Genomic DNA, 25,379 nt, shown 5'->3' with positions numbered 1-25,379 from the left:
AGCAAAACCCGAGGTCAGCCCCTGGCCGGACGTCGCGCGAGTTCACCCGGGAGCACCACGGTGAACTGCGCGTAGAGCCCCTCCTCGGACTCCACCCGCATCTTGCCGCCGAGCGCGCCGACGATGATCTCATGACTGAGGGACAGGCCCAGCCCGGTTCCCTCGCCCGCCGGCTTCGTGGTGAAGAAAGGCGTGAAGAGCTTGTCGCGCACCGTGGCGGGGACACCGCCGCCGTTGTCATGGACGCGGATCTCCACCTCGGAGCCTGTCCAGCAGGTGGACACCTTCAACCGGGGGGACTCCACCGGGTTGCGCTGGGCCTTCTGGTGGGCCGAGTAACAGGCGTTGTCCACCAGGTTGAGAATGACGCGGCTCAGGTCCTCGGGCACCAGGTGACACTGGGGCAAGGTGTCGTCGAAGAAGGTGTCGATGCGCACGTCGCGCGGAGGACGCATGGCGCGCAGCCCGTGGTGGACGAGCCGGACCGCCTCCTCCACGATCTGGTTGATGGAGATGGGCTGCGGCTCACTCCGGTTGTTGCGCGCGTGCCGCAGCATCCCATTGATGATGCCGCTGGCCCGCTGCTCGTGCGTACACACCTTGGAGATGTTCTGCTCCAACTCCTCCAACAAGGGGCCGGACTCCTCCCGATTGACCCCTGCCTCGCGAAGCTCCCGCACCAGCTCGAGGGAGAGCTCGGAGAAGTTCTTCACGAAGTTCAGGGGATTCTTCAGCTCGTGGGCGATCCCCGCGGTGAGCGAGCCGAGGAAGGCGAACTTCTCCTGGGTGATGATCTGCGCCTGCATCGTCTTGAGGCTTTGCAAGGCGCGCTGCAGCTCGGCGTTCTTGGAGTGCAGCTGCTCCGTGCGCTCCTGGACACGCTGCTCGAGCGTCCGGTTGGACTCCGCGAGCTTGCGGTAGAGCCCGGCGTTCTCGATGGAGATGGCGGCCTGGGCCAACAGCATGCCAGCCGCCCGGAGGCGATTGGCGTTGAAGGCACCCGCGGTGAGGTTGTTCTCCAGGTAGACGAGGCCGAGCAATTGCTTGCGGTGGAGGATGGGGACGCAGAGCACCGAGCGGACGCCGTGGCGGGTGATATAGGGCTCGCCCCGGAAGGGCTCCTGGGCGGAGGCATCGTCGAGCAGCAGGTGCGTGCCGGTGTGGAGCACCAGCTCGGCGATGCTCTGGCAGAGCATGTCGCTGTGGGCCATGCGTTGCACGGGCTGCAGTGGCGCGCTGCCATTGCCCACCTCGCCCGAGGCCTCGACGAAGAAGTCCTCCTCCCGTTGGAGCACGAGCACACCGCGCTGGGCGCCCGTGCTCTCCATGAGGATGTCGATGAGTTTGGCGGCGAGCTGCGGGAAGTGCAGCTCCCGGGAGATGGCCTGGGAGGCCTTCATCACCGAGGACACGTCGAGCACCTCGGTGAAGGAGTCCGTGCTGGACAGGTCGGAGGTGGAAGCGAGCACCGGGAACTCGCCGCTCGGGGGGCGTGCCCTCGGCAGGCCGTCACGCTGGAGCTTGTGATCCCATCCGCGGAGGGTGCCGCTGTGGAAATGCAGGAGGTGCGCCTGCTCGGCGGCGAGGTGCAGGACCTTGCCCGCGGCACCCCACCGCTCATACGTGTTGAGGGCTTCCATCAGGTAGGCGGCGGCCAGGGGTGGACGGTTCAGCTCCGCCTGGAAGCGACAGGCCTGTTCACAGGCGATGGCTTCCACGCTGGTGAAGCCGCTGGCGCGCGCCGCGGCGATGGCTTCCTCGTAACGGGTGTGCGCCTCGGCGTGCTGCCCCCGCACGCGGGCGAACTCCGCGCGGACCAGCAGGAGATAGGGTGAGAAGTTCTCCGGCGCGCGCTGGGCGCATTTCTCCAGGTACGCACACCGCTGCTCCATGAGCGCGAGCAACTCCTGTTTGCGGTGCTCGCTGGCCGCCGGGAACACCGCGGCCGCGCTCAGTGCGTAATAGAAAGCATGTGTGGTCTGCAGGAACATCCCGGGAACCGCGCTCATCGTCCCGGCGCTCTCCTCCGCCACCCCCATTGCCTGCTCGAATTGACGGAACAGATAGTGCTGCTCGAGCAACACCCGCCCGGCGTGAGCCTTGTTCGCGGGCCACTGGAGCAGGGAGAGCTGGAGGGTCTGTCCTGGCAGCTCCTGGACGCCGGTCAGCAACAACAACGTCTGTCGGAACAGGCTGTGCAGATATTGGTTGTCGGGATCCTTCAGGGTCCCCAACAGGTCGGTGAATTTCTGGCTCTCCGTCAGGAGTTCTGGGAGTGGCTCTCCCAGGGACAGGCGCCGCCAGCACAGCAAGATGAAGCAAACTTCCGCATACGGCCAGTCCCCACTCTCCAGGAGGATATTGCAGACCTCAGCGAGCTGGGGAATGTCGGCCCGTGCGCTCTGCGTCCAAAACTCGATGAAACCTCCCTGAATGTAGAGGGCACGCGCGTATTGCCTCGGCTCCTGGATGCGCGTGGCGAGCTCGATGGCGAGCAGGCCGAAACGCCGGCCGTTGACGGGGTCGTCGAGGAGCGTCGAGACGACGAAGCCATAGGCGGAGTAACCATGAGGCGAGAAGCGGCAGTTGCCATGCTCCAGGCTCAGCCGGACCTGCCGGAACGCCATGAGGACGAGGAGCTTCTGGGCGGCCATGTAGGCGGCGACCGAGATGGCATTGAGCAACTCGGAGGCGAGCTCCGCGTTGGAATCGCTCATCCGGGGCAGGTCGAGCAACGCCTGGGGCTCTCGGCCCGCCAGCACGGTCTCCACCTCCCGCAGCTCCGCGGCGAGGGTGGCCTCGTCGGGTGCGGAGGGAAGGTCGATTCCGAGCAGGCGCAGTCCCTCGAGGCCGAGCTCCACCGCCTCGCCGTGCCGATGCCCGAGGGAGCTCAAGATGGCCTGCAGGCAGAGGACGCTGGCTCGCTGGGCCGGGGTGCGCGCCTGGGCGAGCAGGGTGGAGAATCCGGCGGCCGCCACCTCGAATTCGCCCGCCAGATAGAGGCACTCCATGAGCTCCTTCTGGAGCGCGAACGTCCGCTCGTGCTCGCGCTCACGGGCCGAGGGAGGGATGAGCCTGCCACCGGTGCGGAGGAACTCACCCGCGGCGCGGTAGGCGCCCGAGGCCTTCGCCCGCTGTCCCGCCACCAGGTGGAGGTCGGCCAGCTCCAGCCTCAGTGCGTCCGGGCCGATGCGCTCCGGCGCGTGGCTCAGGTGCGGAAGGATGGCGAATACCCGCTCGTCGAGCGTCTTCGTGGCGCGGGCATGCTCGTACAGGCGCAGGCCCACCTCCAGATGCCGCCCGGCGCGCTCCTCCTCGGGAATGAGCGAATAGGTGGCCTGCCGGACCCGGTCGTGCACGAAGCGGAAGGACACATCGAGGTCCGTGAGGTCCACCGCGCCGCTCTGTGGATCGAGCAGGACGTAGTCCTTGCCGAGCGGGAACACGAGTCGCTGCTCGATGGCGGTCCAGAGGGCGCGTGCCGTCTCCCCGGCCGTGGCGCCATGGGCCAGCGTGAGGTCGCGGAAGCCAAACGCCACGCCCAGGCACGCCGCGAGTTGGAGCAGGACTCGGGTCTCCTCCGGCAACCGGAGGCTCTCGGCCACCAACTGCACGGCGACGTCCTCCGGGACTCCCTGGGTCTCGATGCGGGCGAGGTCCCACTGCCACCGGCGGTTTCGTGGGTCGAAGCGGAGCAGCCCTTGCTCGTACAGGAAGCGCAGGAACAACTTGACGGAGAAGGGATTGCCACCCGTCCTGGAATGGATGAGACGGGCGAACTCCAGCGCGCGCCCGGCTTCCGCGGCGGTGGTCTCCCGCACCATCCGGGCAACATCCTCGAGACCCAGGGGCGTCAGCGGGAGTTGCACCCAGGGCGTGCCGCCGGCGCGCAGCTCGTCGAGGGCGAGGGTGAGTGGGTGCGTCGTGGAGACCTCGGTATCACGGTAGGCGCCAACGAGCAGCAGGTGCTGGGTGGACGAGTCCCGGGCGAGGGTCCGCAGCAGGGAGAGCGTGGCGCTGTCGGTCCACTGCAGATCATCCAGGAAGAGGGCGAGTGGACGCTCGGAGGTCGCGAACGCCTGGAGCGCGCGCGCGAGCACGAGGGTGAGGCGGTTCCTGGACTCGGAGGCGGGCAGCGGTGGGGACGCAGGTTGCTCACCCACCAGCGCGCGGGTGTCCGGGACGGCCTCGACGAGGACGGAGGTGTTCACCCCAAGCACCTGCTGGAGGCGCTCGCGCATGACGGCCGTCTCCACCTCCCCTTCCTCGAGCGTCTGCCGCACCAGGTGTTGCAGCGCCTGGTGGACGGCGTCGAAGGGCTCGCTGCGCAGGAACTGGTCACACTTGCCAATGGCGACACGCCCCCGGCTGGCGGCCGTCACCCGGTACAGCTCGTTGACGAGCGAGGACTTGCCAATGCCCGTGGGGCCGGACACGAACAGGAGCTGGCCACGGCCGGCCGCGGCGTGCGCATACGTCCCGGTCAGCACGGCGACGTCCGAGCCGCGTCCATACAGTCCCTGGGGTGGGTGGTACTGGTGGGGCCGGTCCGAGAGGCCCAGGGAGAAGGGAGGCAGCCCGCCCCCTTCGCGAAGCTGGTGCTGACACGCCTCGAGGTCGGCGATGAGCCCCCAGGTGCTCTGGTAACGGTCCTCCGGAGCCTTGGCCAGCAGCTTGAGCACGATGGCCGCGAGGAACTCCGGCACCTCGGGGTTGAAGTCTCGCGGCGAGGGAGGCACCTGGGCGACGTGCGCGTGGAGCAGCTCCAGCGGTGCCATCGTGGAGAAGACGCGCCGGCCGGTGAGCAGCTCGAAGAAGGTGGCGCCCAGGGCGTAGAAGTCCGCACGGCAGTCCACGCCCCGGTTCATGCGTCCGGTCTGCTCGGGCGCCATGTAGGCCAGTGTGCCTGTCAGATGCGTGGGGAGTTCGGGCGGGACGGTCTCCAGCGAGAGAGCTACCGCGAGGGAGAAGTCGGTGATCTTCAGCACCCCGGTGGCCGGATTGACGATGATGTTGTGCGGCTTGATGTCCTTGTGGATGACGCCGTGCTGGTGGATGTGCCCCAGTGCCGTGCCGATGCGCACGGCGAAGTCGAGGAAGGTGGTCACCTCCAGGGGTCCACGCTCGTCCAGCAGATGGCGCAGGGAGGCGCCCCCGAAGTCCTCCAGCACGAGGGCCGCCCGGTCGGGGAACTGCTCCAGCCCCAGGACCTGGACGATGCCCTCCCCCGCGACGCGGCGGGCGATGGCGTACTCGCGGCGCAGCTCCAGGGTGCGGCGCCGGTCGAGATAGTCGCTGCTGGTCAGCTTGAGGATGACCGGGCACTGGTCCCTGAGCCGGGTGGCCCGGAAGATCGTCGAGCGGTGGCTGGAGTGAAGCTGCTCGTGAAGGGAATACCCTGCCCGGTGTGCCACGGCGTCTCCTTCGGAGGCCAGCGCCTGTTCATTCGCGGTGAGACCCCACCCACTCTATGCCAGTGGATTCCCCGTGCGCTGTGACCTGACTCACAGGGCGGCACGGCGACATCGCGGGCCGCCCGGTGGCCGGGTCACCTCGCGACCGTGAGCGCGAAGGGAGCGAAACCACGGCGACGGATGAGGTGTGGCACGAGCAGCATGAGGGCCTCCGTCCCCCGGGCGGTGAAGATGTCACCCAGGTCCTCGATCCAGTCGGAGGGCCACCCCAGGTCGTGAAGCAGCTCGCGGACGGTCGCCTTCGCCTCGCCGTCGTTGCCCGACAGGAACGCTGTCGGAGGAACGGAGAGGCCGCGCGGGGCGACCATGACGGTGAAGATCATGGTGTTGAGCGTCTTGACGACCCGAGTGCCGGGCAGAGCCTGTTGCAGGTGCTCGGCCAGGCTGCTGTCGGGATAGAGCAGGCCCGCCGGCAGCCCTTCCGCGCCGCGACGGGTCGCATTCGAGACATCCACCAGGATCTTCCCGTCCAACTCCTCACGGAGCGCACCGAGCCGCTCCAGGCTGGTGTCACCGGGAGTTGCATTGATGAGGAGGGAGGCCTCGCGCGCGGTCTGGGAGTGATTCGCGAACGTGACCGCCGGACCGGCCCACCTCGCCGAGGCGTCGGCGACGTTCCGTGTCCCGATCATCACGTCGCGCCCGCTGGAGGCGAGCCGGGTTGCAAGGGCCGTGGCGACACGGCCTGTTCCAAAGATGCCAATGCGATTCAAGTGTTCTCCCTTTCGGTGAGTGTGGAGGGAAAGTCTGCTCAGGAGATCGAGGACAGCACGTCGACCGCGGCGCCGTGGAGGGGCGAAGCGGCGGCCAGGAAGTCGCCACTCGTCAAGCTCCACGGACGACCCTGGGTATCGGAGATCCTCCCTCCGGCTTCCTCGACCAGCAGGGCGCCCGCCAGCAGTCCGGAGCGGACCTGGCTGTATTGCCAGAAGGCGTCCATCCGCCCAGCCGCGACCTGAATGAGCTGAAGGGTCGCCGGCACCGACACGCGGAGGACCAGGGCGTTTTCGAGCATCGCGGTGACGGACTGGCCGATGCGGCGGTAGGTTTCACGGTCCTCACCCGGCATCGCCTGACCGGTCCCGACCAGCGCCGCGTCCAGCTTCGTCTTGGCCGACACGTGCAATCGCACCCCATCCAGGTAGGCGCCGCCGCCCCGGATCGCGGTGTAGGTATTGTCGGTCATCGGCAGGTGCACCACGGTCAGCACCGGCGTGTTGTCACGCACCAGCGTCGCCGTGACACACCAATCGGCCATTCCGTGGATGTGATTGATGTTCCCCTCCACGGGATCGGTGATCCACCACTCCCCGGGCGGCAGCTCCCCTACTTCCAGTTCGTCCTCGACCCATCCCGCCCCAGGACGCGCTTGCATCAGCATCCCACGCAGCACGCCCAGCGACTCCTCGTCATTCGCGTGGAGCGCGGCGAGGATTTCATCCCTGTTTCCAAGACGTGAGGCGGAGGAAAAACGACCCTTGATGTGACGTCCCGCGGATTGGACGGCCGTCACGACAGCGGGCAGCAACGCTTCATCACCAGCGCCAGTCAGCATGTGTTCCCCTTGTGTGAGTGGATTTCGGCGGATAGAATGTGAGCATTCGCTCACGTTCGCTACTCGCATTCACCCATGGCCACCCGACCCCCTGCACACACGCTCGACCCGAGGAAGACGCCCGGCCAGAAGCGCTCGGAGGCGACCGTCGCCGCCGTGCTCGAAGCGGCTGCTCGCATTCTGGAAACGGAGGGCTTCGAGGGCTATACGACCAACGCGGTGGCCCGGCGCGCTGGCGTCAGCATCGGCTCCCTGTACCAGTACTTCCCCAGCAAGGACGCGATCACCAAGGCGCTGATGCTCAGGGAGACGACCACGCTCCTGGCGGACGTCGCCGCCATCGACACGGAGACGAGCGGGCGGACGGGCCTCCAGCGATTGATCGAGGTGGCCGTTGCCTATCAGTTCCGGCGTCCAGCCCTCGCGCGGCTGCTCGATGTGGAGGAACGTCGCCTGCCGGTCGGCCAGGAAGTGCAGCGCGTTGGTGAGTTGTTGACCCGTACGCTCCAACGCTGCCTCGACGCATCCGACATGGCGGTCACGCCGTGTCCCCCGTTCGTCGCCGACGATCTCCTGGCGATCATGAAAGGCCTCGTCGACGCCGCGGGAGACCGCGGCGAGCGCGATGACGCGACACTCGTCGCACGGGTCAACCGGGCCGTTTTCGGCTATCTGGAACACGCCCCGGCCCGGCGGAACGGACACGGGTATATGGGGGACACGCTCCGTGCTCTAGCATCACCGGAGTCTCCCTTGCTTCCAACAGGACGGAACGCCGATGAGTGATGCCGATGCGAAGAACCCACGCGTGCCCATCCCGCGAGATCGCGACAACGACTACACCGAGAGCGCCGCGGCCATGCGCCGCGCCTTCATCCAGGAGCGCACGGGGGCGGCGCTCGAGCACGTGGGCCGCTACTCGCTCGAGCCCGGCTCCCTGCCCGGCAACATCGAGAACTTCATGGGCGTGGCCCAGGTGCCGATCGGCATCGCGGGCCCGGTGCGCATCCGCGGAGAGCACGCCCAGGGCGACTTCTACATTCCGCTCGCCACCAGCGAGGGCACGCTCGTCGCCAGCTACAACCGGGGCATGCGTCTGCTGACCGAGTGCGGCGGCGTCAAGGCCACCGTGGTCGAGCAGGCCATGCAGCGCGCCCCCGTGTTCCTCTTCGAGGACGCGCGAGCGGCGCGCGAGTTCGGCGAGTGGCTCACCGAGCACCACGAGCAGATCAAACAGGCCGCCGAGAGCACGACCCGCGTGGGCAAGCTGCTCCACATCGCCCGCTATCCGCTCGCCTGCAATCTCTACCTGCGCTTCAACTACTCGACCGGGGATGCCGCGGGACAGAACATGAGCGGCAAGGCCACCCACGCGGCCTGCGAGTGGATCCTCGCCCACTACCCGAAGAAGATCCGCTACATCCTCTCGGGCGCGATCGACACGGACAAGAAGCACTCGCAGCTCAATGTGTTGCAGACGCGGGGCCGGCGCGTGGTGGCCGAGGCGGTGCTCTCGCGCGAGGTGCTGGAGCGGATCGCCCACGTCACGCCCGAGCAGCTCTTCGAATACCGGCAGATCACCCAGGCGGGCGGCTTCATGGCGGGCAGTGCCTACAATGGAGCGCACGCGGCCAATGCCCTCGCCGCGATGTTCATCGCCACCGGCCAGGACGTCGCCAACGTCTCCGAGTCCCATGCCGGCATCACCTACGCACAGCTCCTGCCCAACGGCGACTACTACTGGTCGGTCACCCTGCCAGCGCTGATCGTCGCGACCTATGGTGGCGGCACCGCGCTGGCCACCCAGCGCGAGTGCCTCGAGATGCTCGGCTGCGTGGGTCAGGGCAAGGCCGACAAGCTGGCGGAGATCTGCGCCGCCGTCGTACTCGCGGGCGATATCTCGCTCTCCTCCGCCATCCTGGCCGGCGACTGGGTGAGCAGCCACGACAAATATGGCCGCAACCGCAAGTAGCTTGCCGCCGACGTGATGGTCCCGCGCAGCGCCGCCTTCGCGTGAGCGGATGTGGGAAGAACTCGTCGGCGTGCGGTCGAGCCACGGCGCACTCCACCGGGCACTGGCTTTCCGCATAAGCTGCCGCGGTATGCGGTACCTGTCCGGAACCGTCCCACTCCTCCCGGCCCGTTCCAACGGACCGTCCCCGCGGCCTTCGTGGCCGTGGCGGCACGAGGTGGCATGACATGTGGCTCGCGCTCACACTCCTCCTCCTCCTCCTCGCTCTCTCCGGGCTCGTCGCGTGGTGGCTCCGCCCGAAGCCGGCCCTCTGCCAACCCCAGCAATACGACGCCGCGCCGCGGCCGGGGACGTTCGCGGTGCGGCCGCTCGAGGCGATGCCGCTGGTCGCTCGCGAGACGCCCGTCCTCGAAGCGCAATCCGCCGCCTGGCGCGAGGCGATGGCACAGACGGGCCTCCGGCTGCGCCGCGCCGGGGTGCGCCACGTCGTCTTCGTGCACGGCACCTTCGTCGGCCACGACCCCGCCCTGCTGCTCTCCGCGCTCCAGGGGCCCCTCTCGGCGCTGGGCCCGGGGTTCATGCCGTCCCTGCAACGCCTCTCCAAGCTCCCGAGTGATCGCCTCCTGCGCGATCTCGGCAATTACACCCCCGAGTATGTCTCCCTCTTCCAGAAGGCGCTGGGCGGCGACATCCCCACCACGCGCTTCGTCTGGTCCTCGGCGAACAACCATGTCGCCCGCCTGCGCGCGGCCGTGGAGCTGCTGCGGCTGCTGGCCACCTCGGAGCTCGGGCGCAAGCGGGCGCTGCTGCTGGGGCACAGCCACGGCGGCCAGGTGCTCGCCCTGCTCACGCAGCTCGTCTATCCGGCGCGGACCGCGGAGGCGCTCTGGCAGGCCGTGCGCGACGCGGGCGAGCCCACCGAGGCCCTCCAGGACATGGCGCGCACGGTCGCCCGCGCGCGGCTCGACATCGCCACCTTCGGCATGCCGCCGCGCTATGGATGGGCCACGGGCCGGCAGTGCCGCCTCCTCCACGTCATCAATCACCGGGGGGCCGAGCCGCGCGGGAACTCCCTCGCCGGTGTCCTCCACACGGAGAATGGCGACTACGTGCACCAGTGGGGCATCTCCGGCTCGGACATTCCGCCAGGCAGCGCCAGGGAGCGGGAGTTGGCCGCGCGGCTCGATGCCATCCTCGGCGTGGGCCACGACGTGAATGCATGGCTCCAGCACGTGCGCCACGGCGCGCGCGTGCCGCGCGACGGGTTCAGCTACCTCGTCGACTACGGCGACCGGGGCACGGGCGCCCTGCCCAACTGTCTGGCGACGTGCTTCGGGCACGGCATCTACACGAGCTACGGCGCCATGCTCTTCAACGCCCGGCTCCTCGCGGACCATTTCTACCGGTAGCACCGTCATCGCCAAGGGGTTGTCAAGACCTGGCCTTCTCTTCGGGTCACCCGCCATGCTGGGCCGGCGCGGCGTCCAGGACCCACTGCTCCGGAGAGAACAGGCACACGCCGTTGCCCGCGTCGTCGGTGCTCACGCAGAACTGGGTCAAACACGGATGGGGCCGCAGCAAGGAGCAGCGCAGACGGCACCGGCCCTGGTGGCACACGAAGTCTTCCGGACAGCGCCTGGCACCGTCCTGCCCACAATGCTGGACGCATTGCCTCCAGGCCTGCCCCTTCACGGAGACGAACGGCTCCGTCTCGCACTCCTCCCCCTCGGAACAAGGCTCCTCGCCGTGGCATGGATGTCCCCGCACCTCGAGGCACACCGACACGCCGCCGTCCTGCCGGACGCACTCCTGACCCGCAGGGCACGCGCGGCCCTCGCACGAGGGCTGGCACACGGGCCCGTCGGGGTCCCCTCGGGCACAGAAGAAGCCTTCCGGGCACGTCCCCTGCTCCCCAGGCATGCACCGCCGACCACACCAGCCGGAACCGGCGCAGACGAGCCCCTCCTCACAGGCCCATTGCCTCAGAGCCGACTGCGGATACCGCAGGCACCGTTCTCCCTCCTTGCGCGTCCCCTCGGGGGCACAGACACGGAGAGCCATGCCCTGCCGCCCCCTGATTGGAACGGACCGACAGGCGGTCTGAGCAGGGCACCACGAATCCGACTCGCACCCACTCCCCGTGCATCGCCGTTGCTGGTAGCGCGGATCATGGAAACACACGAGTGACGGGTCACACTGCTCGTCCCCCTGGCAGGGATGAAGAAGGGTTGGCCGTTCACGGAACTCCGCTGGAGACATCCACGGAGCGAAGCGCCACCCTTCGACCACCCGCTCCTCGGGCGCCCAGCTCCATAGGAAGAGCAGTCCCAACAAGGGGAGGACGAGCAGCGACACGGCGGCGAACGCCAGCGCGGTCCGCCATTTCATGGCCGACGAGTTCCCTCGGACATCAACGACAGTCCGTTCGCGTCTCTCGGACGCTCCCGCCCGATCCTGTGCGCCATGAGGGCCATGATACTCGCGCAATGGGGCCGCCGCACGATTTCACCCGCCAACACCGGAGATGCCGTGCGATAACATGAGCCCATGCTGGCACAGGAGTTTCAACTCTTGCCGTGCGACCTCACCACCAAGGGGGAGTCTCGTGAGCAAAGAAGCGCGAGAAGAACTCATGCGGCAAGGACGGGAAAAAGAACTCGAGGGTACCCTGGCACCTGATGTCGTCATCCATTCAGGAGACCCGCTCCAGGCATGGGCTATCTATGATTTCAAGTTCCCCTGTCCAGAAACCAATCTCCCGACCTGGAGCAAATATCCCAAAGGACATCCCTATCAGGGTCGCACTCAAGGAGAGATGTACCGGCGCGTTCTGGGACGCTCGCCTTCCCGCGTTACCCCCTTGGACGGAGTCATTCCAGAGCCCATATGGTGAGCAAACGATATCCGAAGCTCAGGCAAGCCTTGCCTGATGGTCGATTGGTGCTGCGCGAAGGACTCAGCCTCTGTTTCTTCATGCGGCGCCCGCACGACGACATATCTCAGGCCGTCACGCGCGCTCTGGACCTCTATCTCGACGCAGTGGGACACGAAAAGCTGGGCTGGTACGTGGACATGGGAGGCGACATCTCTCCCGAAGAGTACAAGGGATGGGCGGGGGACGTGCGGCCCCTGGATGGCGGACTCTGGGCGAAGGTTCGCGGTGAACTAAGCTCTCGCGATAGCTGCATCCTGCGGTTGGAGGAGTACGAAAACCAGGTAGGTGGTTTTCATTTCGAGTACCACGGCAGGCCGAGAGAAGACCTCGACCTGCCAGGTTTCGTGAGCGCGGTGTCCTTCTGGATGCCCACCGAGTACCTGGAGACCCGTGGACCCGAGCACGTCAAGGCCCTGGCTGTGGCGCTCGCACGAGAACTCCCTCTCACCTCTGGCTATGCCAGCCTTGCGTTCAACCATCTCCTGGAGAGCAAGCCGGTCATGCATTTCATCCGCGAGCAATGCTTCCGCTACCCAGGGATGGACGTACATCGCCTCGACACCACATCCATGAACATGGGAGAGAGCGTGCCGGGCGCCTACTGGCTGAACTTCTACGGGCAGCCACTGCTCGATCAACTTGGCGGCGTGGCAGGTCTTCGGGCGCGGCTGGCTCTTCCAGAGGTGTCTATCGAAGAAGCAGGCGCGGAGAAGGCGCTGGTTTCTCTGGGGAAATGGCCTGAAGCGGGCGACGTGGAGCAACAGGAAGAGATGAAACCCTACCGCGCCCTGGCTGGGGTGTTGGAACCCTACCTGTACGAGAAACCCGGTTCCCAAGATACCGCACGACGCTGGCAGCGCCGCTTCCTCGACTGACCACCGCCTGCATCCTCCGTTCAGGCGGGAAGGCGACGCAGGGCCTCTTCCAGGCGGAGAAGCCCACTTCCAGTCGTGGCGAACCCTCTGACTGGAAAACAAGAACAATCTGCTCTTGTAGTTTACATAGAATTTACTTAAATCCGTCGCAACCCCAAGTCCACGAGACCACGTGGAGGTCGCGATGCGCCGAGCCAAGCCCGATGAGTCGTTCCCCGTCGTTCACTCCCGCCGGTCGCGAGTCATGAGACTCGCCACCTGGAGCATGCTGGCGGTCAGCGCGAGTTGCGCGCCCGCCTCCGGCCCCGAGCAGGGCGAGCCCGCGGGGAGCACCGCCCAGCCCCTGGAGAGCAACCAGTACACCGTCAACTTCAAGACCTGGTCGGGCCACTACCTCGTGGCCGACAAGGGCGGGGGGGCGGACCTGATGGCCTACAGCACCCAGGCGCTGGAGTGGGAGACGTTCACCCTCACCGACCTCAACGGCGGCTCGCTCGTCAACGGGGACACGGTGACGCTGCAGAGCATCAGCAACCAGTACGGCTCGGCGCTCAATGGCGGCGGGAGCACCGTGCGCTTCACCGCCACCGCGCCCCAGTCCTGGGAGCAGTTCACCCTGCAGAAGCTCAACGGCACCGGCACCGTCGTCAGCGGCGACTCCATCGCCCTCAAGACGGTGGTGACGGGCCAGTACCTCTCCGCCGCCAACGCGGGCGGCTCCACGGTCTCGGCCGCCGGTGCCTCGGCGCGCGAGTGGGAGACGCTCACCCTGGGCATCACCGCCTCGGGTGGTGGTGGTGGGACGGGGGGCCCGGACTTCGGCCCCAACGTCTTCGTCTTCGACCCCTCCATGTCGGCGGCGAGCATCCAGAGCCGGCTCGATCAGATCTTCCAGCAGCAGGAGACCAACCAGTTCGGCAGCCAGCGCTACGCGTACTTCTTCAAGCCGGGCACCTACAACGTCGACGTGCGCGTGGGCTTCTACATGAGCGTCTTCGGGCTCGGTCAGTCGCCCGACAACGTCACCATCAACGGCGCGGTGCGGGCCAAGGCGGACTGGTTCAACGGCAACGCCACCCAGAACTTCTGGCGCGGCGCCGAGAACCTCTCCATCGTGCCCACCAAGGACTCCAACACGAACATCTGGGCGGTGTCGCAGGCGACCACCATGCGCCGCATCCACGTGAAGGGCTCCATCAACCTCTGGGACAACGCCTACCAGAACGCCTGGTCGAGCGGCGGGTTCATCGCGGACTCGAAGATCGACAACGTCATCAACTCCGGCACCCAGCAGCAGTTCCTCACGCGCAACACGAGCCTGAACAACTGGCAGGGCCAGAACTGGAACATGGTCTTCGTGGGCGATGAGCAGGCGCCGTCGGGCACCTGGCCCAACCAGGTGTACACCGTCGTCGACACGACGCCCGTCATCCGCGAGAAGCCCTACCTCTTCATCGACACCAACGGCGCCTACGCCGTGCGCGTCCCCTCGCTGCGCACCAACAGCAAGGGCACCACGTGGAGCGCCGGGACGACCGCGGGCACCACGCTCTCCCTCGACAAGTTCCACGTCGCCCGCTCGGACCGGGACACGGCCGACACGCTCAACGCCGCCCTCGGCGCGGGCAAGCACCTGCTGCTCACCCCGGGCATCTACCACCTGAGCCGTGCCCTGCAGGTGTCCAACCCCAACACCATCATCCTCGGCCTGGGGCTCGCCACGCTCATTCCGGACCAGGGCACCGCCGCGATGAACGTCGCGGACGTGGACGGCGTGACGGTGGCCGGCGTGCTCTTCGACGCGGGCGTCAACAACTCCGCCGTGCTGCTCTCGGTGGGCAGCGCGGCGAACACCGTGAGCCACGCGGCCAACCCCACGGCGCTCTTCGACGTGTCCTGCCGCGTGGGCGGAGCGCAGGCCGGTAACGCCACGGTGTGCGTCACCATCAACAGCAACGACGTGCTCATCGACAACATCTGGCTGTGGCGCGCCGACCACGGCAATGGCGTGGGCTGGGACACCAACAAGGGCATCAACGGCATCATCGTCAACGGCAACAACGTGTCGGCCTACGGCCTGTTCTGCGAGCACTTCGAGGGCTACCAGACGCTGTGGAACGGCAACAACGGCCGCGTCTACTTCTACCAGTCCGAGATTCCCTACGACGTGCCCAACCAGAGCCGGTGGACGCACGACGGGGTGAACGGCTACGCGTCGTACAAGGTCGCCAACTCGGTGACGAACCATGACGCCCGGGGCCTGGGCATCTACTCCGTGTTCTACAACCCCGTCATCCTGGAGAACGCCATCGAGACGCCCACCACCCCCGGGGTGAAGTTCCAGCACATGATCACGGTGTTCCTCGGCAGCACCCCGGGCGCCGCGATCAACCACATCATCAACGGCACGGGCGCCGCCGTCACCAACCAGAACATGGTGTCGAAGTCGTCCTACTAGCCACCGTTCCGGCAGCCGAACACCTCGCCGCCGGAGGTCCGCGAAGGGCCTCCGGCGGCGACGAAGCGCCCAGCGGCCCGGGGCGGTTGAGCATTTGCAGAAGGTGATTCGTGCCGGACCCGAGGCCTGCATCCTGATGCTGCGCTCGACCTTCATCCCCGTGGACATGCCCGAAGCGGACGCGAAGAAGATCTCCGAAGAGGAGTTTCGAGCTCTTCTTCCAGAATGTGAAGGCCGCGGTCGCGGCGGGCGAAGTCTGACGCCGGTCATCACCTCGCCCGTCGGCAACACCTGGGTCCGGGGGCTCAGAGTGACCGCAGGAACGCGATGAGCGCGTTCCGCTCGGCGCTGGTCGCCGTGCGGAACTTCTCCTTCGCGGTGTTGGCCTCGCCGCCGTGCCACAAGATGGCCTCGGACAGGCTGCGCGCGCGGCCGTCATGCAGGTAGGCCTCGCCGCCGCTGACACTGGCCGTCAGGCCAATCCCCCACAGCGGTGGGGTGCGCCATTCCGCGCCCGAGGCTCCGGCCTCCGGGAGGTTGTCCGCCAACCCCTCGCCCATGTCGTGGAGCAGCAGATCCGTGTAGGGGCGGATCGTCTGGCCGCGCAGCTCGGCCTTGGGGTGATGGGGACTGGTAGTCAGCGTGGGCACGTGGCACTTGGAACACCCCATGCTGGTGAACAGGCCCTCTCCCTGCTTCGCCTGGGCATCGTCGAGGTTTCGCCGCGCCGGAACCCCGAGCAGCGAGACATAGCGCACCAGCTTGTCCAGCTCCCCATCGGTGAGTTCGATACCCGCCGAGGGACAGCCGGCTCCGCCGCAATCCGGGGCGCGGTAGATCGTCGTCAGGACGCCCATGTCCAGGTTGAGCGCGTTCGCGACCTGCTGACTGACGCTCGCCTGGCCCGCCTTCCACCCGAAACGGCCCATGCGCGGCTGGCCTGTCTGGGCATCCGTCACCACCTGCATGCGTCCGGTGATTCCATCGCCGCTGTGGATGTCGTTGGGATCTTCCATCCCCGCGATGGTGCTCTCGGCGATCGCCTCGAGCAGGCCCATGCCGACCAGGGGAGGCGCGATGCGGGCCGAGTAGTTCGTGGGCACGGGCCCCGAGAAGGCGTAGTTCGGCCGCCGCAACTGGTACGCCGTCCCATCCGAGAACGTGCCGCCCGTCGTCGTCCAGCTCGAGATGCGCACCGTCCCCTCGGGGCTGTCGCCGCTGATGCTCTGGGATTGCAATGCATGTCCGAGCTGGGGATGAGGGCTGACGGTGGTGCCGTTCACCTGACCCACCTTGAGCGTGTAGCTCAGGGGCGGCGCGAGAACGGAATAGCCATAGCCCCCGGGGCCTCCCGTCCCACCGCCCCCCGCGATGAACTGCTCCTCGGGCGTGACCTTCAAGCCCGTGCCCTCGGCGATCGTGAAGTGGTACTTCACGATCGCCCCTCCCGGAATGTCCTTCACGACATGGCTGTTGTTGTTGGCGCTGTCATGTGCCATCCGGAAGCTCTGCTGCCCACCGCCGTTGATGCTGTAATGGAGATCGGCCCAGGCGGCGTTGTTGACGAAGAACCGCACATTGAGCTTGGAGGCGCTCTCGCCCGGAGGCAGCGCGCGGCCGTTGTTGATGTGGCAGCCCACGCACGAGCGCGCCACGAAGCGAGGCCCGAGCTGGTTCTGGTGTTGCGTGAACACCGGATTGCCCGGCTCCGAGTGGGTCCCATCTCCAAAATCGGTATGGTGCAGTCTCCGGCCTTCGACGAAGGGTTGCGCGTTCATGGGCGCCAGGTTCGTCGACATCTGCTTGAACTGGTGCACGGGCTCGTTGGAGTAGTTGTAGCTGAGCGTCGTGCGTCCCCCCAGCCAGGCCTCATCTGGCAGGCGGAACGAGTCCCGCACGTAGGTGATCTTCCCAGCGGGGCCTTGGAACTCGAAGTTCTTCCCCTCCCAGGGAACCAGGCCTCCCTCACCGACGATGTAGAGAAAGACCGTTCCGTAGTAGTTGGCCCGCCCATCGGGTTTGGAAATAGGATCGAAGAAACGGCTGATCTCTATTTCCATCCGATCGCCTTTTTCCAATTTCCGGTCGGCCTTCCTGGGATTGTAGTCGACGGTGGCCGTGTATTTGTTCGGACCCACCTCCTCCATATTGATGTTGATCGCGTACTCCGCCGACTCCGCGTGTTCGCCCCTGTAGAACGCGCGGAAGTCCCGCTTGTCCAACTTCCAGAGTGAAGTGATGTTGACCGTGATCTTGTTGCCACCCCTGGCGACATAGTCGATCAACTCGACCGAGATCGTCCGGTACGCGAAATACAGCGGAAGATAGTGCTCATAGCTCTGGAAGCCGCCCTCACGCGCGTGACGATCCCGCACCCGATCCGCGAATCGGGTCACGATGGCATCCGCCCGCTCCTCCACCATCGCGGGCTCGAGCGGAGTGGTGGCCTCGAAGAGAGGCACCACGGCGCTGGTGACCGGTTGCGCCAGGCTCTCCACCCGAGTCTCACGACCCTCATCCATTCCAGGGCCGCAGGCCAGGAGCGCGGAGAGGACTCCCCCCACGATACCCACGAGCCACGTCCGTCCACACCTCCACCCCGCGCTACCCTTGCCCCACGATGCCTTGATTGACATGTCTGTTGTCCCGGATGGCCCATTCCCTACGAGCAGTGTTCGCATCGCCTCGGGGGCGCCGTGGCTCGGATTTCGCGGACACGACGCCTCCCGGCGCCGATAGTAGGGAGGCTTCTCTGGAAGTGAAGACCGGAAGTACACGGATGGGATCTCCATCCGTGACTATCAGACACTCCATGTCCTACCGAGGCGTGCGTGGGGTTGCACGGCCCCTCCATCCACTGGCGCTCCCGCGCGTGCCGCGAGGACGAGATATTCCAGACTCCACGACAACAGAAATGTCCCCCCATGAAGAAGACGAACAGCCTCCTCCGCGGCATCGCGGCCCTCCCCATGATGGTGCTAAACACGTCTGCCTATTCGAACTACAACGTGACGGTGACGGACACGGGCGTCTTGCGCAGCGGCTTCAACGCACCACCCCAGGCGATGACCTGATCGAACAGGGTGTGGACCGACTTCTCATGGTGGGGATCCGGCGCGAAGGTGCTGTAGTTCTGGAAGTCGGTGCGAAGCGAGAGCATCACCTGGGCGCGCACGTCGGCGACCTGCAGTTCGCCCATGACCAGACGCAGTTGCTCCACCGCGCGTGTTCCACCGGCGCTGCCGTAACTGACGAACCCGGCCGCCTTGTTGTTCCACTCCCGGTACAGGTAGTCGATCGCGTTCTTGAGCGCGCCGGAAATCGAATGGTTGTACTCGGGCGTCACGAAGACGTAGGCGTCGAAGGAGTCGATCTTCGCGGACCAGGCCTTGGTGTGCGGTTGCGAGTACTGCCCCAGGGACGGTGGCACCGGCTCGTCGAGGAGCGGCAGGTTGAAGTCCTGGATGTCCACGAGCTCGAACTCGGCGTCATCGCGCTTCTTCGCGAGTTCGTGGACCCAGCGGGCCACGGCCTCGGCCTTGCGGCCCGGACGCGTGCTTCCGATGATGATGGCCACCTTGAGCATGGTTCGCTGTTCTCCTGGAGAAGGTTGGGTTCAGCGCGTCCTCGGGTGCATAGCACCTCCCGGGGTTGACTGGAGGAGCAGCGCTCCGCACCGTTGTCCACCGGGCGATGCCAGGCAGCTGATCCTCCTGGGTGAGATCGGCGGCGACGGTACGTACTCCGTGTGTCACCGCGAGCTGGGCGGTGGCGGCGGCGAGCCTCCGCCCAGGTGCGCATGGCACTCGACTGGGTGATGAGCACGGTTGACCCTTGCCTCGGCCGTGGGCAAGGTGCCTGCTCCGTCCGGGGAAGGGTTCATGAGACTTGGTGGCTATGTCATCCACGGAAACAACCGTGACACCCTTGAAAGGTGTCTCGCGAGCCTGTCCGCCGTTTGCGACGAGGTGGTGGCTCTCGACTCACAGTCCACGGACGGCTCGGTGGAGCTCGCGCGGAAGATGGGCGTGCGCTCCGTGTCGCGCCCATGGCGGGGCTACGGAGCCGCCCGGACCGCCGCCATGGAGGCCTTGGGCTCGTATGACTACGTCTTCTATCTCGACTCGGACGAGCACCTGGAACCCGAAGCCCTCCAGACCCTTCGGGAGTGGCGGCGCTCCGCCCCGACCGCCCCCGCCTATCGTCTGCCCCGCCGGGACTGGGCCGAATTGGACGGGCACCGCTTCCTCTACCGCACCGAATGGCGCGCGCGGCTGGTCCGTGGGGAGGCCGCGGTGTGGCGTCCGGAAATGATCGTCCATGAAGCACTGCCCCGGATGCACGCGCCTCGCCTGCATGCCCCCATCGAGCACCGCTTCGCCACGTCTCTCCAGGGACGGGAGGCGAAGGAAGAGCGCTATGCCCTGTTGTGGGCCGTTCGTGCCTTCGCCGAGGGCAGGCGCCTCAAGCCCGCGGCCCTTCAACGTCCGGCGCATCTGCTCCGTGATTGCCTCGTGCATGGCGCCCTCTGGCGCGGTGGACTCGATGCGCTGCGGCTGGCCTGGGCCGTGTCCATCTACCACTCCTCCAAGTACCGCCACCTCGGCGCCTTGAAGAAGGGAGGCTTCCCCGAACTGAGAAAGGCCTTCGCCGAAGGGCGCTACGAGGAGGTGTTCGCGCTGGTGAAGGGACAGTCCCTGCCCGCCAGCACGTCCGAGCCCTCCGCGAAGTGACACACGGGCCGCGAGGAAGAGGAGGGATTCAGCCCTCACCCCACGGGCTCCGTCCACCCGAGGGCGCGAGTTCCGCTACTTGCCCTTGGTGTAGTCCCGGCTGGCGATGACGCCCTGCACCTCGGCCAGCGCGCGAGCCCCCGAGGCCGACTCCAGCGCCTTCTCCGCGATGGCCTGCACCTGACGCTTGGCCTCGGCCAGCTCCGTCTGCAACGAGAGGATGGCCTGCGCCTGCTTCGCGTTGGTCTCCTTCAGGGAGGAGATCTCCATGCTGGCCACGCGCTGTGCCGTCTCGGCGTCCTTCTGCGCCAGCGTGAACTTCATCTCCCAGTCGGACTTCACCTGGTTGCCCGCGATGGCCGCCGCCGCGCCCGTCTCCTTCTTCAGCACCGACGGGAAGTCCGCCACCTGCTTACGCAGGTCCTCCAGCTCCTTCTCGCGCAGCTTCAGCGCCTCCTCGCGCACCGCCCACTCCTTCTCCAGCGTCTCCTTGCGGTCCCGCTCGGCGGCGGACTGCACCCGCATCTGCTCGGCGAAGGCGTCCTGCTCCTTCTTGCGCGAGAGCTGCTGGGCGTAGGTGTACTCCTCCTCCGCGCGCTTGCGTGCCACCTCCACCGCGTCCCGCTCCGCCGCCAGATCCTGGGCGAACTTCGTGCGCGTGTCGGCGATCTCCTTCTGCAGCCGCTCCATCTCCGCCCGCAACTCCTCCTTCTTCCGGTCGTACTCGGCCACCAGCACGTCGAGGGCGCTGGCGGCGATGTCCTGGCCGTGCAGGGCCGCGAGCTCCTCCGTCTTGAGCTTGATGGCCTCGTCGAGCTGCTTGAGTTCCTCCACCAGCGCCATCACCTGCTCGTTGATGCCGGCCAACGTGCGGTTGATGGTGAGGCCCGCCTCGGTGACCTTCTTCACCGCGGACTCCGCCGTGAGGTTGGAGACCTCCGTCAGCACGCTCCTGGCGTGGGTGGTGCGCGCCTCCTGCTCCTTGGCCGAGAGCACGGGCTTGTTGCGGTTCTTCCGGGCCAGCTCCTCGAAGGCGGCCTTGGTCTGCTCGGTGGTGCGGCTGCGGGAGGCCTTGCGAGCGGCGGTGCGAGTAGCCATGTGTGATGCTCCAGGTCGGGTATGGACCCTGTCAGGTAGGGCCCAGGTGTGGCGTTGGGAATGCTCGGCCCCCTCTCGGGCGGCCATGCGTCAGAAATACCCAATGGGTCTGACATTTCCCGGGCCCTGGCGTGGCTCCGGAAGGGGGTTTTTCGCACCAGACCTGGGATGTCAGACCCACCCCTCCGGATTCCCGTCGGGTCCTTCACGTCCCGTGTATTCAAAACAAGGAATACATGCCTATTAATTTTAATATGAAATCCTGGTAAGAATCGCTCAAGGAGATTCTCCCCTGATGCCACTCCGCCGTCGCGCACAAGTGCCGCGGCCCGGAGTGACCGGCGCCCTTCGCCTCCCCGCTCCCGTCAACACGCGCCAGGTGATGCAGTCTGGCGCCCGCCCCCGAGAAAAACATGCTCGAACTCTTGTCATCGGCCGTCCTCAGCCTGCTGCTCTCCCTGGGGCTCATGTCCTCCACCCGCCCGGAGCAGATGCAGGAACTCGCGGTCACGACGACCACTGTCGCGACCCACAACACCCTTCACGGGAGCGCGGACTTCAAGCCGCTCGCGGACATCATTGGCTGGCAGGAGGTGGACACCGACGCGGGCCATTCCAAGCTCGGTGCGCTCGAGTACTACGAGCACTACCGTCCTGGCGAGGGCCGGCTCGACGCCCGCAACTCCATCGCCATCTCATGGCGCAAGAACAAGTACGAGAAGACGGGAGACGGCTCCCTGCTCACGCACGGAGGTGAGGCCGGAGTGACGCCCGCGCGCTTCGTGAACTGGGTGGTGCTGAAGAACAAGGACACCGGCGCGAAGCTGGCGTTCATCAACACCCATTACATCTCCGGCGCATGGAACGGTGAGCACCCCGAGCGCCAGGAGCGCTGGCGGACGCACAACGACGTGGTGCGCGAGGTCGTCGCGGATCTGCTCTCGCGGGGGCTGCCCGTCGTCCTGGTGGGCGACTTCAACCGTCAGCTCTCGCAGGACATCCCGGGGATGAACCACCTGCGGACGGCGGGTGTCGACGGCGTGCCCATCGACCAGATCTACGTCAGCCGTGGTATCGGCACCGGTCCCGCCGAACGCCTGGAGAAGTATGGCTCCGACCACTTCGCCTACACCGCGACCGTCCAGTACTGACACACGGCAGGATCGACCGCGTCGTCCTTGGGCAGGATGGCGCCCTCGTCGAGGGACTTGGAAGTGATGCCCCATGCCTTGCTTCGCTCGGGCGGAGGACTCGCGGGAGGACCCGGTCCCCCCGCTGGCCCCGACCCGTGGCGGCTCAGGGGTTGAACTCCACGACGTAGGCGGTCCACATCGCCCGGCCCAGCGCGGACGCGCGGCGGACCCGGAGTTCCGTGGCCGAGGAGAACGAGAACCCCGCCAGCGACTCTCCCAGGACGTCATCGCCAGAATAGGACGCCTCGCCCCCGGCCTGACCGTTCATGGACTGCCCGCTGGCGAACACCACCGCGCGCGTCCTATCCACCGCGGTGATGCCGGGCAAGGCTTCGAGCTGGTTCACGGACATGGCCACCTGGACCGACTGCACCTTGGCGAGCGAGCCGAAGTTGATGCGCTCCCAAGCCATGGCCTCGATGACCGCCGTGGCGCAGTTCTGCGAGTCATCCAGCAGGGCGCGCGAGAAGTCCAACTCCGTGGAACCAGACACCTCCCCCCTCATGACCCGGTCGCAGAGGTTCGCCGCGCCCGCGTTGTTCACCCGGTAGGTGAACAGCAGCGCGGTGGTGGCGGGGTTCGCGGTGGGCAGACCCGCGTTCCCCGCCCCGGTCTGCCCTCTGCTCATCGCTCCCCCTCCCCTGTAGACCTGGATGCCATCGAACTCCACGACCTGGAGCGAGCCCTTCCAGGAGGGGCTGCAATTGCCAGAGAACTGGAAATCCACCCGGTTGCCCGCATCGGCCAGCGTCGCGGTGTAGAGGTTCCCCTCTCCGAGGAGCGTTCCGCTCTGCTCGCTCGACACCAGCAGGAAGGTCTTCTGCGGTGAGACGGTCTCGATCGGCACGGAGGCGAGGAACGAGCCCTGACAGCTCGGCTGCAGGTGCTGGACCCTCAGCCCGGTGCCCAGCTCCACGGTCTGCCAGAAGATGTCGAAGCCACTGGAGCTGCCGGTCACGGTGGCATTCCGGCCACAGGTGAAGGCGTCCCTGGCCGAGAGCATGCAGCGCACGCCCCCGGAGTCCGGACTGCGCCCGGAGGGGCTGAGGGAGATCATCAGCAGGGTCTTCGACAGGTCCACCTGCGCGGGCGAGATGGGACAGGTCACCGAGAGGCCGTTCGCGGGCAGGGTACAGACGCCCGAGCGGACCACCGGGAGGATCGTCTCGTCCTGAGACACCGTGCTCAATCCCGACACGGCGACGGACAGGCGATTCGTGCCGCTGATCTTCCCCTTGAAATAGAAGGAGGAGCGGGTCGTGCCCGCGGCGAACACCGGGTTGGACAGGGGCGTGGTGCAGCTCGCGTTGGAGAAGAACGTGAGCCCCGTGCCCGAGAGCGTCAGGGTTCTCGGGCTGGAGAAGGTGGTGGGGATGGCATCGGCATCGCGCGCCTCGAGATCCACCTTGCCCGAGCAGCCGCTCGTGGCCAGCGTCTGGGCACCCGTGACGAAGGACACCCCCACCGCCTGCCCAGGGGTGCGCAGCACCTCGTCCTGCGTCGCGGAGGCCAGCCCCCCGCTGGACACAGAGATACGGACGGTCTGCGCCACACTGCCGCGGAAGTAGAAGGTCGCGCGGCTGCCGCCGGCATCCACCGTCACGGAACTCGTGGACTGGGTGCAGGCCGCGTCACGGAAGAAGCTCACGGCCGTGGAGGGTTGGGCACTCACCGAGACCGTCGTGGCGTTCTCCACCGGGGAGGCCACCCCCTGCTCCGTCTGAGTCTCGATCACCACCGCCGCCGAGCACTGCCCCGTGCCCACGGTCCGCGCGGGACTGACGAAGGCCAACCGCGTGGGCGGACTGGACGGAGTGCCCGGGTCGGTCCCCCCGTCATCCGGTCCCTCGCCAGGCCCCCCCGTGTCCGGCGGAAGCTGGGGCCCGCCCTCGGCCTGGCACACTCCCGCGCGGCAGACGAAGCCCGAGGCACATTCGTCGTCCAGGGCGCAGGCATAGCGCCAGGTGTCGGCGCCGGTGGACGCGGAGGAACACCCCAGCAGCAGGGTCAGAAACGTCAGCGGCATCCAGGGGCAGCGATTCATGGCAGCGTCCCTCCCACCACCACTCCCGTCGGAGTGGCGGAGACCGTCACGGGCGCGCCGAGCACCCAGAGTGTTCCTCCCGCGATGGCCGCGGCCCCCGCGACCCCGAAGAGCACGTTGGCCCACCCGGCCTGGGAGCGCGCCCGGGCATCCAGCGCGAAGGCTTCCCGCTGGCTGATGCCCACGACGAGCCCCGTCTCATCCACGGCGGCGCCCGTCACCCGGGCCCGGGCCTGGCTCGATTGCCACCCGAAGTAGCCCCCCGCCGCTCCGGCACCGGCCGCCAGCCCCAGGCACACCACCGCCACGGTGCGCAGGGGCGAGCCCGGTGCCGCGAGCGCCTCCGCGGTCTTCCCGGCACCGGGTGATCGCGAGGGCACGAGCGCTCGTGCTCCGGGAGCGAGGGCCACCAGGGGAGCCGTGGCACTGCCCACCGAGGTGAGCACCGCCTGGCGCGCGTCGAGCAGTTGCGCCCACCACTCGACGCGCTCGCCCTTCATCACCGCGGAGGCCTTGCCCCCGGTGAGGGGTTGCTCCTGCGGCTTCCACCCCGCACCGTCGCGCAGGTGGAAGCGCACCGTGAGCCCCAGGCCCAGCGGATCCTTGTTCACCTGGACGGCCACGGACTCGAGTCCCGCGCCGCCAGGCACCGCCTCCAAGCGCAGCGCCGCGTCCTGGTCGTTCACCCAGGCCTTGGCCTCGAAGAAGGGGGTGACCACCCGCGGGGCATAGTCGCCGGTGAGCCGGTAGTCCGGCGCGAGCACCAGCAGCGTCTGGAAGGCGGAGCGGGCCTTGGCCGGCTGTTGCAGCATGCCGGCCACCACCCCCTGGAGTTCGAGGATCTCCAACAGGGTGTCGCGATCGTTGCCCGGCTGGGCGCGGGCCTGCTCGAGCGCGCGGGCCGCCTCCGCGTAGCTCAGCTCCTCGAGGAGCTGGCGAGCACGTGGCAGGTGGGGGTTGGATGTCTCACCCCATGCCAACGAGGTCAGCAGCAAGGTGGTCGCGAGGAAGACGAGTCGAGGGAGGGAAACCAAGGTCCGTG

16 protein-coding genes are annotated in these 25,379 nt (G+C 67.2%); 8 read left to right on the top strand and 8 right to left on the bottom strand.

Annotation, left to right across the window (positions count from 1 at the left end; translation table 11 throughout):
• Nucleotides 1-14: 14 nt before the first annotated feature.
• From D187_RS45975 to D187_RS45965, 3 genes are all read right to left on the bottom strand, one after another.
• Nucleotides 15-5,414, bottom strand: coding sequence for a trifunctional serine/threonine-protein kinase/ATP-binding protein/sensor histidine kinase (locus D187_RS45975; RefSeq protein ID WP_002624150.1), 5,400 nt, complete (start codon nucleotides 5,412-5,414; stop codon nucleotides 15-17).
• 134 nt (nucleotides 5,415-5,548) lie between these two features.
• Nucleotides 5,549-6,187, bottom strand: a complete 639-nt coding sequence (locus D187_RS45970) for an NADPH-dependent F420 reductase (protein ID WP_002624148.1) — start codon at nucleotides 6,185-6,187, stop codon at nucleotides 5,549-5,551.
• 38 nt (nucleotides 6,188-6,225) lie between these two features.
• A complete protein-coding gene (locus tag D187_RS45965; RefSeq protein ID WP_002624147.1) occupies nucleotides 6,226-7,029 on the bottom strand; it encodes an inositol monophosphatase family protein in 804 nt (267 codons plus the stop codon).
• Between the two features lie 75 nt (nucleotides 7,030-7,104).
• On the opposite strand from D187_RS45965, the gene D187_RS45960 reads away from it, so the two are divergent.
• The 6 genes from D187_RS45960 (at nucleotide 7,105) to D187_RS56130 (ending at nucleotide 15,600) form a co-directional block, all read left to right on the top strand.
• A complete protein-coding gene (locus D187_RS45960; protein WP_002624146.1) occupies nucleotides 7,105-7,815 on the top strand; it encodes a TetR/AcrR family transcriptional regulator in 711 nt (236 codons plus the stop codon).
• Nucleotides 7,808-9,001: a hydroxymethylglutaryl-CoA reductase gene (locus D187_RS45955; protein WP_002624145.1), complete on the top strand. Its 1,194-nt coding sequence runs from the start codon at nucleotides 7,808-7,810 to the stop codon at nucleotides 8,999-9,001. Before D187_RS45960 ends, D187_RS45955 begins: the two co-directional genes overlap by 8 nt.
• A gap of 227 nt (nucleotides 9,002-9,228) precedes the next feature.
• Entirely contained in the window at nucleotides 9,229-10,410 is a 1,182-nt protein-coding gene (locus D187_RS45950; RefSeq protein WP_002624144.1) for a hypothetical protein, read from the top strand.
• Nucleotides 10,411-11,887: 1,477 nt separating this feature from the next.
• Complete coding sequence (locus tag D187_RS45940) at nucleotides 11,888-12,811, top strand: type VI immunity family protein (RefSeq protein ID WP_063725096.1); 924 nt, start codon at nucleotides 11,888-11,890, stop codon at nucleotides 12,809-12,811.
• A 244-nt stretch (nucleotides 12,812-13,055) separates the two neighbouring features.
• Complete coding sequence (locus D187_RS45935; RefSeq protein ID WP_020918730.1) at nucleotides 13,056-15,269, top strand: pectate lyase-like domain-containing protein; 2,214 nt, start codon at nucleotides 13,056-13,058, stop codon at nucleotides 15,267-15,269.
• 94 nt (nucleotides 15,270-15,363) lie between these two features.
• Entirely contained in the window at nucleotides 15,364-15,600 is a 237-nt protein-coding gene (locus D187_RS56130; RefSeq protein WP_002624140.1) for a hypothetical protein, read from the top strand.
• Here the strand turns inward: D187_RS56130 and D187_RS51385 are convergent.
• Together D187_RS51385 and D187_RS45925 are read right to left on the bottom strand one after the other, a co-directional pair.
• Complete coding sequence (locus D187_RS51385; RefSeq protein WP_245591997.1) at nucleotides 15,575-17,905, bottom strand: di-heme oxidoredictase family protein; 2,331 nt, start codon at nucleotides 17,903-17,905, stop codon at nucleotides 15,575-15,577. The two genes, D187_RS56130 and D187_RS51385, sit on opposite strands and share 26 nt — an antisense overlap.
• Before the next feature lie 365 nt (nucleotides 17,906-18,270).
• Complete coding sequence (locus D187_RS45925) at nucleotides 18,271-18,855, bottom strand: NADPH-dependent FMN reductase (protein ID WP_002624138.1); 585 nt, start codon at nucleotides 18,853-18,855, stop codon at nucleotides 18,271-18,273.
• Between the two features lie 295 nt (nucleotides 18,856-19,150).
• On the opposite strand from D187_RS45925, the gene D187_RS45920 reads away from it, so the two are divergent.
• Nucleotides 19,151-20,002 carry a glycosyltransferase family 2 protein gene (locus tag D187_RS45920; RefSeq protein ID WP_043435162.1) on the top strand — a complete coding sequence of 284 codons (852 nt, stop codon included), beginning with the start codon at nucleotides 19,151-19,153 and terminating at the stop codon, nucleotides 20,000-20,002.
• Nucleotides 20,003-20,077: 75 nt separating this feature from the next.
• On the opposite strand, the gene D187_RS45915 is transcribed toward D187_RS45920, so the two are convergent.
• Complete coding sequence (locus D187_RS45915) at nucleotides 20,078-21,100, bottom strand: hypothetical protein (RefSeq protein ID WP_002624136.1); 1,023 nt, start codon at nucleotides 21,098-21,100, stop codon at nucleotides 20,078-20,080.
• A 413-nt stretch (nucleotides 21,101-21,513) separates the two neighbouring features.
• Between D187_RS45915 and D187_RS45905 the strand changes: the two genes are divergently transcribed.
• Complete coding sequence (locus tag D187_RS45905; protein WP_002624135.1) at nucleotides 21,514-22,251, top strand: endonuclease/exonuclease/phosphatase family protein; 738 nt, start codon at nucleotides 21,514-21,516, stop codon at nucleotides 22,249-22,251.
• A gap of 145 nt (nucleotides 22,252-22,396) precedes the next feature.
• Here D187_RS45905 and D187_RS45900 read toward each other — a convergent pair whose 3' ends face one another.
• Nucleotides 22,397-24,337, bottom strand: coding sequence for a hypothetical protein (locus D187_RS45900; protein ID WP_002624134.1), 1,941 nt, complete (start codon nucleotides 24,335-24,337; stop codon nucleotides 22,397-22,399).
• The gene (locus tag D187_RS45895; protein WP_002624132.1) at nucleotides 24,334-25,371 is read right to left on the bottom strand and encodes a tetratricopeptide repeat protein; all 1,038 of its coding nucleotides are present in this window, start codon (nucleotides 25,369-25,371) and stop codon (nucleotides 24,334-24,336) included. Before D187_RS45895 ends, D187_RS45900 begins: the two co-directional genes overlap by 4 nt.
• Nucleotides 25,372-25,379 lie beyond the last annotated feature (8 nt).

This window comes from Cystobacter fuscus DSM 2262, from assembly GCF_000335475.2.
GTDB lineage: Bacteria > Myxococcota > Myxococcia > Myxococcales > Myxococcaceae > Cystobacter > Cystobacter fuscus.
The sequence above is the reverse complement of the archived record's forward strand: the minus strand, read 5'-3'. Positions and strand labels throughout refer to the sequence as shown.

Excerpts from the sequence above, each read along its gene's own strand:
- D187_RS45965 (WP_002624147.1), bottom strand. The coding sequence starts at position 7,029 with ATGCTGACTGGCGCTGGTGATGAAGCGTTGCTGCCCGCTGTCGTGACG.
- D187_RS45960 (WP_002624146.1), top strand. The coding sequence starts at position 7,105 with ATGGCCACCCGACCCCCTGCACACACGCTCGACCCGAGGAAGACGCCC.
- D187_RS45955 (WP_002624145.1), top strand. The coding sequence starts at position 7,808 with ATGAGTGATGCCGATGCGAAGAACCCACGCGTGCCCATCCCGCGAGAT.
- D187_RS45950 (WP_002624144.1), top strand. The coding sequence starts at position 9,229 with ATGTGGCTCGCGCTCACACTCCTCCTCCTCCTCCTCGCTCTCTCCGGG.
- D187_RS45940 (WP_063725096.1), top strand. The coding sequence starts at position 11,888 with ATGGTGAGCAAACGATATCCGAAGCTCAGGCAAGCCTTGCCTGATGGT.
- D187_RS45935 (WP_020918730.1), top strand. The coding sequence starts at position 13,056 with ATGAGACTCGCCACCTGGAGCATGCTGGCGGTCAGCGCGAGTTGCGCG.
- D187_RS51385 (WP_245591997.1), bottom strand. The coding sequence starts at position 17,905 with ATGTCAATCAAGGCATCGTGGGGCAAGGGTAGCGCGGGGTGGAGGTGT.
- D187_RS45925 (WP_002624138.1), bottom strand. The coding sequence starts at position 18,855 with ATGCTCAAGGTGGCCATCATCATCGGAAGCACGCGTCCGGGCCGCAAG.
- D187_RS45920 (WP_043435162.1), top strand. The coding sequence starts at position 19,151 with ATGAGACTTGGTGGCTATGTCATCCACGGAAACAACCGTGACACCCTT.
- D187_RS45915 (WP_002624136.1), bottom strand. The coding sequence starts at position 21,100 with ATGGCTACTCGCACCGCCGCTCGCAAGGCCTCCCGCAGCCGCACCACC.
- D187_RS45905 (WP_002624135.1), top strand. The coding sequence starts at position 21,514 with ATGCTCGAACTCTTGTCATCGGCCGTCCTCAGCCTGCTGCTCTCCCTG.
- D187_RS45900 (WP_002624134.1), bottom strand. The coding sequence starts at position 24,337 with ATGAATCGCTGCCCCTGGATGCCGCTGACGTTTCTGACCCTGCTGCTG.